A 13,760-nucleotide genomic window follows, 5' to 3' on the forward strand; every position below is an offset into this window, starting at 1 on the left:
CCGGCGGTCGCGCCGGCCCCCGCGCTGCCCGCCCGCCCGGTGTCCACGATCGCCCCGGCCACCTCGGGCACGCTCAGCGAGTTCTTCGCCGCCAAGGGCGTCACGATGGAGCCGCAGTCCAGCCGCGACTTCCGCGCCCTCAACATCGTGCTGCCGAAGCCGCGGGGCTGGGAGCACATCCCGGACCCGAACGTGCCGGACGCGTTCGCGGTGCTGGCCGACCGGGTCGGCGGCAACGGCCTGTACTCGTCGAACGCCCAGGTGGTGGTCTACAAACTCGTCGGCGAGTTCGACCCCAAGGAGGCGATCAGCCACGGCTTCGTCGACAGCCAGAAGCTGCCGGCGTGGCGTTCCACCGACGCGTCGCTGGCCGACTTCGGCGGAATGCCGTCCTCGCTGATCGAGGGCACCTACCGCGAGAACAACATGACGCTGAACACGTCCCGGCGCCACGTCATCGCCACCGCGGGGCCCGACCACTACCTGGTGTCGCTGTCGGTGACCACCAGCGTCGACCAGGTCGTGGCCGCCGCGGACGCCACCGACGCGATCGTCAACGGCTTCAAGGTCAGCGTTCCGGGTCCGGCTCCGGCCGCACCGCCACCTGCACCCGGTGCCCCCGGTGTCCCGCCCGCCCCCGGCGCCCCGGCGCTGCCGCTGGCCGTCGCACCACCCCCGGCTCCCGCTGTTCCCGCCGTGGCGCCCGCGCCACAGCTGCTGGGACTGCAGGGATAGACGTCGTCGTCCCCCGGGCGAAGCCTGGCGCCCGGGGGACGACGGCCCCTTTCTGACACCGTATTCTGAAGCCCATGTTCGTCGCCGCGGTGTTGAGTCTGTGCGCGGCGGTGGTGACCGCGGCGCTGGGCGCATGGTCGCTGATGCGCCGCCCGTCCACCGACTACGTCCAGCAGGTTTTGCGCGCGGTGGCCCCCACCCAGTTGGCCGCCGCGGTGATGCTCGGTGCCGGCGCGGTGGTCGCGTTGTCGGCCACGGCGCCGATGTCTGTGGTAATCCTCGCCGTCTGCGTGGCCGGCGCGATCGGGACGGTCGCGGCAGGCTGCTGGCAGGCGGCGACGGCCGTCGCCCGGCGCAACGCCCAACAGGCCGCGGTCACCGGCGGTGGCTGCGGCAGTGGCGGCAGCGGGGGCAGCGGCTGCGGCACCTGCACGCTGTCCTGCGACCGATAGGTCCAGTTGCGCGACGATCAAGCGGCGAGGCACGAGCCGCGTTGAGGAGTGCGACCGACAGCTCTAGTTGCGGCTGAGGTCGATCGGGTGCGTCGCCAGCAGGGACAGCGGCAGCGGCTGCCGGCGCAGGATCCGGGCCCACAGATCCACGTGCGGCTCCACCAGCACGTCAGAAGGCAACGCCGACAACACAATCCAGTCGTCACGCTCGATCTCGCCCTCGAGCTGACCGATGGTCCAGCCTGAGTAGCCGGCGAAGATCCGCACCCCTTCGACCGCCGGGGCGATCGAGTCCGGTTCGGCGTCGAGGTCGACCATCGCCACCCGGCCCTGCACATGCCGCAGCCCCGGCACCGCGGACGGGTCGACGCCCACCCGCACGGTGGCCAGACACAGTGCGGCATCACGTTTGACCGGGCCGCCGACGTACATCGTCTTCGGCTTGGCGGCCAGCTTCGCCCACTGAGGCAGCACGTTGTACACCGCGGTCTCACTGGCCCGGTTCAGCACCACACCGAGTGTTCCGCCGTCATTGTGTTCGACCACGTAGATCACGCTGCGGCGGAACGTCGGCTCGAGCAGATCGGTGTTGGCCAGCAGCAGCGTGCCCGCGCGGACCCGGTGTGCCGCAGGTGCGACGAAGTCCTCCGGGTCTTCGGGTTGCGCCATCGGACCATCATGTCACCACCGCCACACGATCGTGGCCGAGAGCACACCGCAGAGCGACATTTGTACTGTGGGTCGGGTCGCTCGACGAGGACGCGGGCGACGAGACGACGCTTCGACGCCCGACCCGACCCGCCACCAGGACGTGACATCTGTGCCCGACGACCGCGTATCCCGCACGTTGTGGCGTTCGGTGCGCGCGCTACCCCAGTTCCGGAGGCTGCTCGAGCTGCGCGCGGTCAGCCAGTTCGGGGACGGCCTTTTCCAGGCCGGGATCGCCGGGGCGATTTTGTTCAACCCGGAACGCGAGGCCGAGCCGTGGGCGATCGCCGCCGCGTTCGCCGTGCTGTTCCTGCCGTACTCGCTGCTCGGCCCGTTCGCCGGTGCCCTGCTGGACCGCTGGGACCGGCGCCTGGTGCTGATCGGCGCCAACATCGGGCGGCTGGTGGTCATCCTCGTCGTCGGCACTCTGCTGGCCGCCGGGCGTTCCGACGTCCCAATCCTGTTGAGCGCGTTGCTCGCCAACGGATTCACCCGGTTCGTGTCCTCGGGGCTGAGCGCGGCGCTGCCTCACGTGGTACCCCGCGAACAGGTGATCGCGATGAACTCGGTGGCCACCGCCACCACGTCCGTCGCGGCGTTCGCCGGCGCGATGTTCATGCTGCTGCCACGCTGGTGGTTCGGGGCCGGGGACTCCGGGGCGGCGATCATCATCTTCCTGGTGCTGGTACCCGTCGCGGTCGCGCTGTGGCTGTCGATGCGCTTCCCGCCGCGGCTGCTCGGACCCGACGAGAGCGCGCTCACCGTCTCCGGTTCGGTGGTCTACGCGGTCGCCACCGGCTGGCTGCACGCGGCGCGCACGGCGCGGGCCGTCCCGTCGGTCGCCTCGACGCTGTCCGGCCTGGCCGCCCACCGCATGGCCTTCGGTATCAACACCCTGCTCGTGCTCGTGATGGTGCGCCACACTGAGGCGGCGACCGTGGCCGGCCTCGGGACGACCGTGCTGTTCGTCACCGCCGGGGGCGCCGGCCAGTTCCTGGCGACCGTGTTCACCCCCGCACTGGTGAAACGCTGGGGCCGGTATGCCGCCCCGAACGGTGCGCTGGGTTTCGCCGCGGTCGTCCAGTTGTTCGGCGCGACGCTGCACCTGCCGGTGATGATCGTGTGCGGATTCCTGCTCGGCGCGGCCGGTCAGGTCGTGAAGCTCTGCGCGGACACCGCAATGCAGATCGACGTCGACGACTCGCTGCGCGGACACCTTTTCGCGGTGCAGGATTCGCTGTTCTGGGTGGCGTTCATCCTGGCGATCTCGGCCGCGGCGTTCGTGATTCCGCCCGACGGGCATTCGGCGGCGCTGGCGGTCGCCGGTGCCGGCCTCTATCTGGCCGGGCTGGCCGTACACGCGGTCGTCGGCCGGCGCGCCCGGCCGCGGCTAGGGTGACCCGCATGGCCGGAGCCGCGTCGATGCTGAACGACCTGCGCGCCGAGAGCGACGACCTCGACGCGCTGGTGGCCCCGCTGCCGCCCGCGCAGTGGGCGCAGGCCACGCCCGCTCCGGGATGGACGATCGCCCACCAGATCGGGCATCTGCTGTGGACCGACCGGGTGTCGCTGCTGTCGGTCACCGACGAGCCCGCCTTCGCGGAGGTCCTGGCGCAGGCGTCGCCGCATCCGACCTCGCTCGTCGACGCCGAGGCCGCGCAGCTGGCAGACCTGCCGCCGGCGCAGCTACTCGAGGACTGGCGCAGCACGCGCGCCGCGCTGCACGACGCGCTGCGCAGCGTCGCCGACGGCCGCAAGTTGCCGTGGTTCGGGCCGCCGATGAGTGCGGCGTCGATGGCCACCGCGCGGCTGATGGAGACGTGGGCGCACGGGCTCGACGTCGCCGACACCCTCGGGGTGACGCGGGCGCCGACCGCGCGGCTGCGGTCGATCGCCCACATCGGCGTGCGCACCCGCGATTTCGCGTTCGGCCTGCACGGGCTCACCCCGCCGACGGAACTGTTCCACGTGAAACTATCGGCGCCGGCCGGTACCGACGAGCCGCACTGGACGTGGGGGCCCGAGGACGCCACTCAACGGGTGACGGGGTCGGCCGAGCACTTCTGCATGCTCGTCACCCAGCGTCGCCCCCGGTCGGTGCTCGACCTTGTCGCAGTGGGCGCCGACGCCGAGAAGTGGCTGACCATCGCGCAGGCCTTCGCCGGGCCGCCCGGCGCAGGCCGGGCCTCGGACTAGAGGTACCGACTAGAGGTATTCGGCCGAGTCGGCGGTGCCGTTGCCGTCGGCGTCGGCGAGCCGGACGTCCCACCGGCCGTCGCCGTCGGTGTCCACCCACGCCTGCCCGGCACCGAACGCCCGGTCGGCCAGCCCGTCACCGTCGGTGTCGGTGAGGCGCTCGGGTGTGCCGTCCCCGTCCAGGTCGGCGGGCGCCGCACCCGCCGGGTGCTCGACGCCGTCCAGACCGAACCATCGCAACGCCGCGCCGCCACGCTCGGCGGCGACCGTCCACGTGCCGGTCCCGTCGTCGGTGAAGAAGGACTCCGCGCCGCCGTGCCCGTCGAGATCCCTGGCGGCCAACTCGGCGGTGCCGTCACCGTCGAGGTCGGCCAGCACGTCGTCGGTCAGCCCGTCGCCGTCGAGATCCAGCCCGACCGAATCCAGCACCCCGTCGCCGTCCAGATCGTGGTCCGCACCGGCGGTCCACCACGTCACCGACCCGTCGGACTCACCCAGGCAGTACTCCATACCTGATCAGACGCTCGGGCCGGCCTTCTCGTTCCACCACCGCAGCAATTCGGCCACCGCCTCGTCGTGGTCGAGCGGGCCGCGATCCATCCTCAGCTCCTTGAGGTGGTTCCACGCCTGCCCGACCTGCGGGCCCGGCGGGATACCCAGGATCTTCATGATCTCGTTGCCGTCGATGTCCGGCCGGACGCGCGCCAGGTCCTCCTTGGCCGCGAGCTCCTCGATCCGGCGCTCGAGATCGTCGTAGTTGGCCTGCAGCCGCGCCGCGCGTCGCTTGTTGCGTGTGGTGCAGTCGGCGCGCACCAGCTTGTGCAGCCGGCTCAACAGCGGGCCCGCGTCGGTGACGTAACGCCGCACCGCCGAGTCCGTCCATCGGCCGTCCCCGTACCCGTGGAACCGCAAATGCAGATACACCAGCTGGGAGACGTCGGAGATCATCTGCTTCGAGTACTTCAGCTCGCGCATCCGCTTGCGCGCCATCTTGGCCCCGACCACCTCGTGGTGGTGGAAGCTCACTCCCCCGTCGGGTTCGTGCCTGCGGGTGGCCGGCTTCCCGATGTCGTGCAGCAGCGCCGCCCACCGCAGCACCAGGTCCGGCCCGCCCGCACCTTCGAGGTCCATCGCCTGCCGGAGCACGGTCAGCGAGTGCTGGTAGACGTCCTTGTGCTGGTGGTGCTCGTCGATGGCCATCCGCATCGCGCCGACCTCGGGCAGCACCACCTCACCGAGGCCGGTCTGCACCATCAGGTCCACGCCGGCGACCGGGTCCGCCCCCAGCAGCATCTTGTCGAGTTCGGCGGCCACCCGTTCCGCGGTGATCCGGCCCAGCTGCGGCGCCATCTCCTCCAGCGCCTGCCGGACCCGCGGCGCCACGTCGAAGCCGAGCTGCGACACGAACCGGGCCGCGCGCAGCATCCGCAGCGGGTCGTCCCCGAACGACACCTCCGGTGCGGACGGGGTGTCGAGCACCTTGCGGCGCAGCGCGGACAGTCCGTCCAGCGGGTCCAGGAACTCGGCGGCGCCGTCGGCGGTGATGCGGACCGCCATCGCGTTGACGGTGAAATCGCGGCGCACCAGGTCGTCGGCGAGGTTGTCGCCGTAGCGCACCTCCGGGTTGCGCGACACCTGGTCATAGGTGTCGGCGCGGAACGTGGTGATCTCCAGCCGGTCCTGATTTCCCGGGGGCCCCTTGGCCACACCCACCGTGCCGAAGTCGATGCCCGTGTCCCACAGCGCGTCACCCCAGCCGCGCAGAAAGCGCAGCATCTCGTCGGGCCGGGCGTCGGTGGTGAAGTCCAGATCGGTGCCGAGCCGGCCGAGCAGCGCGTCGCGCACGCTGCCGCCGACCAGATACAGCTGGTGCCCGTTGTCGGCGAACACCTTGCCGACGTCGCGCAGCACCGCGGCGTGGGCGTTCAGCGCAACCTGCGCAGCGGCCAGCAGCTGGGCCAGGTCATCGTCGGCGGTGGGGTCGGACACGTCCGATGAGCCTACTGGTCACAGCGATGTCACCGTCCGGCGAGTGCGGCGAGGAGCGCTGTTCATGCCAGCTACTATCGCTTGGGTGTCGGACGGCGAGCAGGCCAAACCACGACGGCGCCGCGGGCGTCGCCGGGGCCGACGCGCGGCAGGCCCCCCCGAAGCCGGATCAGAGCAGAACCAGAACCGTCCTCAGCAGCCCGCCCCCAGCACCGTCACCGGGCAGTCCAACCCGCCCGAGCAGCCCCCCAAACCTCAGAAGAACAGGACCCGGCGCCCCCCGGAACGGCTGCGCACCGTGCACGAGACATCCGCAGGCGGCCTCGTCATCGACGGCATCGACGGCCCCAAGGACGACCAGGTGGCGGCGCTGATCGGGCGCATCGACCGGCGCGGCCGGATGCTGTGGTCCCTGCCCAAGGGCCACATCGAGCGCGGTGAGACCGCCGAGCAGACCGCGATCCGCGAGGTGGCCGAGGAGACCGGCATCCAGGGCAGCGTGCTGGCCGCGCTCGGCAGCATCGACTACTGGTTCGTCACCGAGGGCAGGCGCGTGCACAAGACGGTGCACCACTACCTGATGCGGTTCTCCGGCGGTGAACTCTCCGACGAGGACGTCGAGGTCACCGAGGTGGCCTGGGTGCCGGTCAAGGAACTGCCGTCCCGGTTGGCCTACGCCGACGAACGCCGGCTCGCCGAGGTCGCCGACGAACTGATCGACAAACTGCACACCGACGGGCCGGGGGCGCTGCCGCCGTTACCGCACTCCGCGCCGCGCCGCCGGGGGCAGACGCACTCCCACACCAGGCGCCGCCGACCTGACCCCACCGCTCAACCCCAGCCCGGCCGGCGGACGAACGGATGCGGTCAAGGACCGTGACCGGCCCCGCCTGGCCCGCACGCCTGGTCGTCGCGGTCCTCGCACTGCTGCTGGCCGTCGCACCGGCCGCCACCTCACCCCTCGCCACCGCCCAGCCGTCCTCGGCGACGTTCCTGCGCGTGCAGATCGACACCGTCTCCCCCGACGTCGTGACCACCACCAGCGACCCGATGGTGACCGTCACCGGCACCATCAGCAATGTCGGTGACCGGTCGGTGCGCGACGTGGTGGTGCGGCTCGAACACGCCCCGGCGGCCACCTCCTCGAGCACGCTGCGCACCGACCTGGCCGGCAACGTCGACCAGTACCAGCCCGTCGCCGATTTCATCACCGCGGCACCGGAACTCGCTCGCGGAGAACAGGTTCCGTTCCGGCTGGCCTACCCACTGCGCTCCACCCAGCAGCCGTCGCTGCGGATCGAGGAGCCCGGCGTCTACCCGCTGATGATCAACGTCAACGGCACCCCCGACTACGGCGCACCGGCCCGCCTCGACGACTCGCGATTCCTGCTGCCCGTGCTCGGGGTGCCGCCCGAGAGCGAATCGGACACCGCAGGTGACGCGGTGGACTCCGCGGTCCCTCCGGACACCACCAGGCCCGTCGGGCTCACGCTGTTCTGGCCGCTGGTCGACCGCCCCCGGCTGGCCGCGGGCGCTCCCGGCGGCACCGCCCCGGTCCGGCTGATCGACGACGAGCTCGCCGGCTCGCTGGCCCGCGGCGGACGCCTCGACACCCTGCTGAGCGCCATCGACTTCGCCACCGGCCCCGAGGTCGATCCCGGCGGCGACGTGGCGCGCACGGTGTGCCTGGCCGTCGACCCGGATCTGCTGGTCACCGTCAACGCGATGACCACCGGCTACGTCGTCAACGACGCCGCCGACGCCGGACCCGGCACCCCCACCCATCCCGGCACCGGGACGCAGGCCGCGGTGGACTGGCTCAACCGGCTCAAGGCCCTGGCCCAGCGGATGTGCGTCGCCCCCACCGTGTACGCCCAGGCGGATCTCGACGCCCTCCAGCGCGTCGCCGACCCCGGCCTGTCCTCGATCGCCACCACCGGCGCGGCCGGGATCGTCGACCAGATCCTCGGGGTGGTCTCCAACCGCCAGGTCAGTCTGGTCGGCGACGGGCCGCTGACCGACCCGGCGATCCAGCTGCTGACTGGCCGCGGACCCACGGTGGCGATCGCCGCCGCGAACCTCGCCGGGTCCGGCGAGTCTGCCGACGGCGCCGTCGGCACCGCGGACACCGCGCCGCTGCGCTACACCCCAGGCGTGGTCGCCGCCCCCTTCGACCCGGCGGTCGGCGCCGCGTTCGCCGCGATGGGTCCGACACCGAAGGTCCCGTCCTACCTGGACCCGGCGCTCGACGTCTCCGTCGAACAGGACTCCGAGGTCGCGCGGCGTCAGGACGCGCTCGGCGCGATGCTGTGGCGCAGCCTGGACCCGGCCATCGAACCGCGCTCCCAGATCCTGATGCCGCCGCTGATGTGGAACGTGACCCCCACCGACGCGCAGGCCGTGCTGTCGGCGGTGGCCACCAGCATCCGGGCCGGGCTCGCGGTGCCGCGTCCGCTGGCCGCTCTGGTCAACGAGGTCAGGGCCACCGCGCGCGACTCCCCGATGCCGTCGGGCCAGCTGGGCAACCCGCGCGGACGGTTCGACGACGGGGTGGTGTCGGGGATCTCGGCGGTGACCGGCCGGCTGTGGGGCTTCACCGCGGCGCTGGCCACCGACGAACGCACCGGCCTGACCGGCGACCAGTACACCGCCCCGTTGCGCGAAGATCTGCTGCGCGCGCTGAGCCTGTCGGTGCCGCCGGACGCCCGCAGCGGACTGGCCCAGCAGCGGCTCACCCGCGTCGGGCGCACGGTCGAGGATCTGTTCAACGCCGTCACGATCGTCAACCCCGGCGGCTCCTACACGCTGGCCACCGAGCGCAGCCCGATCCCGCTGGCCCTGCGCAACAACCTGCCGGTGCCGATCCGGGTGCGCCTGGACATCGACGCACCGCCGGGCATGACGGTCACCGACATGGGCGAGATCGTGCTGCCGCCGGGCTTCCTGCCGCTGAAGGTGCCGATCGAGGTGCACTTCACCCAGCGGGTGGCCGTCGACGTCACGCTGCGCACCGTCGACGGGCTGCCGCTGGGCGAACCCGTGCGCCTGTCCGTGCATTCCAACGCCTACGGCAAGGTGCTGTTCATCATCACGCTGACCGGAGGCGCGGTTCTGGTCCTGCTCGTCGGGCGCCGGCTGTGGCACCGGTTCCGCGGTCAGCCCGACCGGGCCGACCTGGAGGCCGACCCGACCCGGCCCGACCCGGTCGACGTGGCACTGGCCTACCGCGACGACGGCGGGTCCGCCGCGAAGCCCTCCGGCCGACCCGCCCGCACCTCCCCGGGGAGCGACGATGCGTGAATCCGGGCGTGACGCCGGGCCGCACCGCCCGTCGCCGGACCGGCCGCCTGCCCGCGCCGAACTGTCCGACTCCGCGGTGGTGTCCCGGTCGTGGGGCATGGCGGTGGCGACGCTGGTCAGCCGCCTCACCGGGTTCGCCCGCATCGTGCTGCTCGCGGCGATCCTCGGCGCGGCGCTGTCGAGTGCGTTCACCGTGGCCAATCAGCTGCCCAACCTGATCGCGGCGCTGGTGCTGGAGGCGACCTTCACCGCGATCTTCGTCCCGGTGCTGGCTCGCGCCGAACGCGATGACCCCGACGGCGGCACCGCCTTCGTCCGAAGGCTTCTCACGCTCGCCACCACGCTGCTGCTGGTCGTGACCGTTGTCTCGACGCTGGCCGCACCGCTGCTGGTGGACCTGATGCTGGGCTCCGAACCGCTGGTGAACCGGCCGCTGACCACCGCGTTCGCGTTCCTGCTGCTCCCCCAGATCATCTTCTACGGTCTGTCCTCGGTGTTCATGGCGATCCTGAACACCCGCAACATCTTCGGGCCACCCGCCTGGGCGCCGGTGGTCAACAACGTCGTCGCGATCCTCACCCTCGGGCTGTATGTGCTTGTGCCGGGCGAACTCTCGATCAACCCGGTCGAGATGGGCAACGCCAAGCTGCTGGTCCTCGGGATCGGCACCACCCTCGGTGTCGTCGCCCAGGCCGCGGTGCTGTTCGTCGCGCTCAGACGCGAGCGCATCAGCCTGCGGCCGTTGTGGGGCATCGACGACCGGTTGAAGAAGTTCGGGATGATGGCGCTGGCCATGGTGCTCTACGTGCTGGTCAGCCAGGTCGGCCTGATCGTCGGCAACCAGGTCGCCAGCGCGTCCGCGGCCTCCGGTCCGGCCATCTACAACTACACGTGGCTGGTGCTGCAACTGCCGTTCGGCATCATCGGCGTCACCGTGTTGACCGTGGTGATGCCGCGGCTGTCGCGCAACGCCGCCGCCGACGACGGGCCCGCGGTCCTGGCCGACCTGTCGCTGGCCACCCGGCTGACCATGCTGACGCTGATCCCGATCGTCGCGATGATGACCGTGGGCGGGCCGGCGATCGGCAGCGCGCTGTTCGCCTACGGCAACTTCGGCGCCGTCGACGCCGGCTATCTCGGCATGGCGATCACACTGTCGGCGTTCACGCTGATCCCCTACGCGCTGGTGCTGCTACAGCTGCGGGTGTTCTACGCCCGCCAGGAGCCGTGGACCCCGATCGTGCTGATCCTGGTGATCACCGCGGTGAAGATCGCGGCGTCGCTGGCCGCGCCGCACCTGACCGACGACCCCGAAATGGTCGCCGGCTACCTCGGGCTGGCCAACGGGCTCGGCTTCCTGGCCGGCGCGGTCGTCGGCCACCTGTTGCTGCGGGCCCGCTTGAACCCGCCGGGCGGTCGACTGCTCAGCACCGAGGTCGTGCGCACGATCCTGGTCACCATCACCGCGTCCCTGGCGGCCGGCCTGACCGCGCACGTGGTCGATCAGCTGGCCGGGCTGGAGAACCTGACCACGCACTGGGGCGCCGCGGGCTCGCTGCTGCGGCTGCTGGCGCTCGGGCTGGTCATGGTGCCGATCATCGCCGGGGTGATGATCGGCGGCGGCGTCCCGGACGCTCTGGCCGCGCTGGCTACGGTGCGGCGCCGGTTCGGTACCGGCAAGCCGACGGTGGCCGCCGGAGCGCTCACGTACCCTGATCCCAGTAATCAGTCCTCGTTACGCCGACGTCAGCTTCCCAGGTCGGCGGCCCGGGGGCCAGCGGCCGAGGCAGCCGGCGACGGGAGGCGGAAAGGATTCGCGGTGAGCGACAAACCGACCGGCGGTTCGCATGCGGACCACGAATCCCAGCACGACTCCCTGGCCACCACGCGGTTCGAACGGCCCTCGCCCGACGACTTCCAGCCTGACGTGCCGGAATCAGACGTGTCCACCACGGCGCCCGCTGCGGACGCCGCCACCACCGCGATCCCGTCCGGGCCGGAACCGGTGCGCGAGCCGACCCCCGACCCGGCTGCGCCGGACGACGTCCACCTGGTGCCGGGTGCGACGGTCGTCGACGGGCGGTACCGGCTGCTGGTGTTCCACGGCGGGCCGCCGCGGCTGCAGTTCTGGCAGGCCCTCGACACCGCGCTGGACCGCCAGGTCGCGCTGACGTTCGTCGACCCGGACGGCACACTGCCCGAAGGGCAGGTGCAGGAGATCCTCGACCGCACCCAGCGGCTAAGCCGCATCGACATGCCCGGGGTGGCCCGCGTGCTCGACGTCAGCCGCCACGGGCGCGGCGGCCTGGTGGTCTCGGAGTGGATCCGCGGTGGCTCGCTGGCCGAGGTCGCCGACACCAATCCCTCCCCGATCGGTGGTGCGCGCGCCATCCAGTCGCTGGCCGCCGCGGCCGAGGTGGCCCACCGCAACGGCGTGGCGCTGTCCATCGACCACCCGGGCCGCATCCGCGTCAGCATCGACGGCGACGTCGCGCTGGCGTTCCCGGCCACCCTGCCCGACGCGTCCCCCGACGACGACATCCGCGGGATCGGCGCGTCGCTCTACGCACTGCTGGTCGACCGCTGGCCGCTGCCGGAGACCGGGGCGCCCAGCGGGCTCGAGCCCGCCGACCTCGACGCCGCCGGCCAACCCGTCGAACCCAAGGCCGTGGACCGTGACATCCCGTTCCAGATCTCGGCGGCGGCCGCGCGCGCGGTCGAGGAGGGTGGCGGCATCCGCAGCGCACCGACCCTGCTCAACCTGCTCCAGCAGGCCACCGCGATCGCCGACCGCACTGACCACATCGCCCCCGTCGACGACCCGTCCCGGGGCGCCGGCGACAGTGCCGCCGACGCGGCTGCCGATCCGGAGGCCGAGGCGCGGCGCCGCAAGGGTCTGATCGTCGGACTGTCCGCGGCGGGTGTGATCGCGATCGTGGCGGTGATCCTGTTGGGCACGGCGCTGAGCCGCATCTTCGGTGACGTCGGCAATGGGCTCGGCGGCGACGAACTGGGCCTGAACACGCCGCCGTCCTCGTCGTCGGAGGCGTCACCGTCGGAGAGCGGTTCGGTCGTCAAACCCGTTGGGGTGACCGTATTCTCCCCCGAAGGCGAGGCCGACGCGCCCGGTCAGGCCGACCTCGCGATCGACGGGGACCCGTCCACGGTGTGGCCGATCGACACCTACAGCGACGCCGTGCCGTTCCCGAATTTCAAGAACGGCGTCGGCCTGATGTTGCAACTGCCGGAACCGACGAAGCTGAGCTCGGTCACGGTGAACCTCAACAGCACCGGGACCTCGGTGCAGATCCGCTCGGCCACCTCGGCGTCGCCGTCGTCGCTGGACTCCACCACCGCGCTGACCGACCCGACCGCGCTCAAGCCCGGCTCCAACACCATCGAGATCTCCGACGCCGAGCCGACCGAGTACGTGCTGGTGTGGGTGTCCACTTTGGGTCAGGTCAACGGGCAGAGCCGCTCGGACATCGCTGAGATCACGCTCAACGGCACGTCCTGAGCCCTGCGCCGAAACTGGTGTCGGGGCCTCCCCGCCGCGCCGATTAGTGTTCGGCTGTGGGGATTTTCGGGGACTCGCCGGGTCGGTCCGCCGAACCGCGCACCGACGCCGAACTCCTCAGCGCCCACGTCGGCGGTGACCGCTACGCGTTCGAGGAACTCTTCTACCGCCACCACCGCCAGCTCTACCGGCTGGCGCAGCTGACCAGCAGGGACCCCGACGACGCCGCCGACGCCCTGCAGGACGCGATGCTGGCCGCACACCGCACCGCTGCGGCGTTCCGGCACGACTCGGCGGTCACCAGCTGGCTCTATCGCATCGTCGTCAACGCATGCCTGGATCGGCTGCGGCGCAACAGGACCCGGTTCTGTGAGGAGCTCGACGACCAGGCGTGCGGCACTGTCGACCCGACCGGGCACGTCGAAACCGCCATCGTGGTCGAGCGCGCGCTGATGCGGCTGCCCGTCGAGCAACGCGCCGCGGTCGTCGCGGTGGACATGCAGGGCTACAGCGTGGCCGAGACCGCCCGGATGCTCGGGGTCGCCGAGGGCACGGTGAAGTCACGGTGTTCGCGGGCCCGGTCCAAACTCGCCACGTCGCTGCACTACTTCGCCGCCACCGCGGAGTGACCCGCGTCGGTTAGCCTCGAACGATCTGTCGGGCCTAGGTCATCGGGAGCGGGATGGACAGCGGCGCGGATCCGGACCGCCACCCCGAGGTGACCCGCGCGCTGCGCGACCTCCGCGACGATCCGGACAGCGCGCCCGAGGTCCCCCCGGAGGTGACCGCACGGATCGGGGGCGCGCTGCGCACGGCGTCGGGCAGCGGCGCCCACACCCCCGCCCGCCCGCGCCTGAGCGGAG

General features: G+C 71.9%; 11 protein-coding genes and 1 pseudogene. 9 read left to right on the plus strand and 3 right to left on the minus strand.

What is annotated here, in order from left to right; all coding sequences use genetic code 11:
• A partial coding sequence (locus MVA01S_RS23780) for an LpqN/LpqT family lipoprotein (RefSeq protein ID WP_060941717.1) occupies positions 1–735 on the plus strand: 735 nt, incomplete at its 5' end.
• A gap of 74 nt (positions 736–809) precedes the next feature.
• On the plus strand, positions 810–1,187 hold the full coding sequence (locus MVA01S_RS23785) for a hypothetical protein (protein ID WP_003930870.1): 378 nt from the start codon (positions 810–812) through the stop codon (positions 1,185–1,187).
• A 63-nt stretch (positions 1,188–1,250) separates the two neighbouring features.
• Here MVA01S_RS23785 and MVA01S_RS23790 read toward each other — a convergent pair whose 3' ends face one another.
• Positions 1,251–1,856, minus strand: coding sequence for a YqgE/AlgH family protein (locus tag MVA01S_RS23790; protein WP_003930871.1), 606 nt, complete (start codon positions 1,854–1,856; stop codon positions 1,251–1,253).
• Positions 1,857–2,007: 151 nt separating this feature from the next.
• On the opposite strand from MVA01S_RS23790, the gene MVA01S_RS23795 reads away from it, so the two are divergent.
• Both MVA01S_RS23795 and MVA01S_RS23800 read left to right on the plus strand, forming a co-directional pair.
• On the plus strand, positions 2,008–3,294 hold the full coding sequence (locus MVA01S_RS23795; RefSeq protein ID WP_003930872.1) for an MFS transporter: 1,287 nt from the start codon (positions 2,008–2,010) through the stop codon (positions 3,292–3,294).
• A 5-nt stretch (positions 3,295–3,299) separates the two neighbouring features.
• On the plus strand, positions 3,300–4,091 hold the full coding sequence (locus tag MVA01S_RS23800; protein WP_003930873.1) for a TIGR03084 family metal-binding protein: 792 nt from the start codon (positions 3,300–3,302) through the stop codon (positions 4,089–4,091).
• Positions 4,092–4,100: 9 nt separating this feature from the next.
• On the opposite strand, the gene MVA01S_RS23805 is transcribed toward MVA01S_RS23800, so the two are convergent.
• Together MVA01S_RS23805 and MVA01S_RS23810 are read right to left on the minus strand one after the other, a co-directional pair.
• Positions 4,101–4,601, minus strand: a complete 501-nt coding sequence (locus MVA01S_RS23805) for a hypothetical protein (RefSeq protein ID WP_003930874.1) — start codon at positions 4,599–4,601, stop codon at positions 4,101–4,103.
• Between the two features lie 6 nt (positions 4,602–4,607).
• Positions 4,608–6,080 (minus strand): CCA tRNA nucleotidyltransferase, encoded by a 1,473-nt coding sequence (locus MVA01S_RS23810; protein ID WP_003930875.1) that lies wholly within the window; start codon positions 6,078–6,080, stop codon positions 4,608–4,610.
• An 85-nt stretch (positions 6,081–6,165) separates the two neighbouring features.
• Here MVA01S_RS23810 and MVA01S_RS23815 point away from each other — a divergent pair, with 85 nt between their 5' ends.
• From MVA01S_RS23815 to MVA01S_RS23835, 5 genes and pseudogenes are all read left to right on the plus strand, one after another.
• Positions 6,166–6,960, plus strand: coding sequence for an NUDIX hydrolase (locus MVA01S_RS23815; protein WP_086006053.1), 795 nt, complete (start codon positions 6,166–6,168; stop codon positions 6,958–6,960).
• The gene (locus MVA01S_RS23820; protein WP_237024305.1) at positions 6,942–9,380 is read left to right on the plus strand and encodes a DUF6049 family protein; all 2,439 of its coding nucleotides are present in this window, start codon (positions 6,942–6,944) and stop codon (positions 9,378–9,380) included. Before MVA01S_RS23815 ends, MVA01S_RS23820 begins: the two co-directional genes overlap by 19 nt.
• Positions 9,373–12,897, plus strand: a complete 3,525-nt coding sequence (gene murJ, locus MVA01S_RS23825) for a murein biosynthesis integral membrane protein MurJ (RefSeq protein ID WP_003930878.1) — start codon at positions 9,373–9,375, stop codon at positions 12,895–12,897. The genes MVA01S_RS23820 and murJ overlap by 8 nt, the downstream gene beginning before the upstream one ends.
• A gap of 56 nt (positions 12,898–12,953) precedes the next feature.
• Positions 12,954–13,526: an RNA polymerase sigma factor SigM gene (gene sigM, locus MVA01S_RS23830; protein ID WP_003930879.1), complete on the plus strand. Its 573-nt coding sequence runs from the start codon at positions 12,954–12,956 to the stop codon at positions 13,524–13,526.
• A gap of 53 nt (positions 13,527–13,579) precedes the next feature.
• Positions 13,580–13,760: pseudogene (locus MVA01S_RS23835) on the plus strand (hypothetical protein); the annotation flags it as partial.

This window comes from Mycolicibacterium vaccae NBRC 14118 = CIP 105934 (assembly GCF_001552715.1).
GTDB lineage: Bacteria > Actinomycetota > Actinomycetes > Mycobacteriales > Mycobacteriaceae > Mycobacterium > Mycobacterium vaccae.

What these genes read in the sequence shown, in the direction of transcription:
- MVA01S_RS23785 (WP_003930870.1), top strand. Translation starts at nt 810, where the DNA reads ATGTTCGTCGCCGCGGTGTTGAGTCTGTGCGCGGCGGTGGTGACCGCG.
- MVA01S_RS23800 (WP_003930873.1), top strand. Translation starts at nt 3,300, where the DNA reads ATGGCCGGAGCCGCGTCGATGCTGAACGACCTGCGCGCCGAGAGCGAC.
- murJ (WP_003930878.1), top strand. Translation starts at nt 9,373, where the DNA reads ATGCGTGAATCCGGGCGTGACGCCGGGCCGCACCGCCCGTCGCCGGAC.
- MVA01S_RS23820 (WP_237024305.1), top strand. Translation starts at nt 6,942, where the DNA reads ATGCGGTCAAGGACCGTGACCGGCCCCGCCTGGCCCGCACGCCTGGTC.
- MVA01S_RS23790 (WP_003930871.1), bottom strand. Translation starts at nt 1,856, where the DNA reads ATGGCGCAACCCGAAGACCCGGAGGACTTCGTCGCACCTGCGGCACAC.
- MVA01S_RS23805 (WP_003930874.1), bottom strand. Translation starts at nt 4,601, where the DNA reads ATGGAGTACTGCCTGGGTGAGTCCGACGGGTCGGTGACGTGGTGGACC.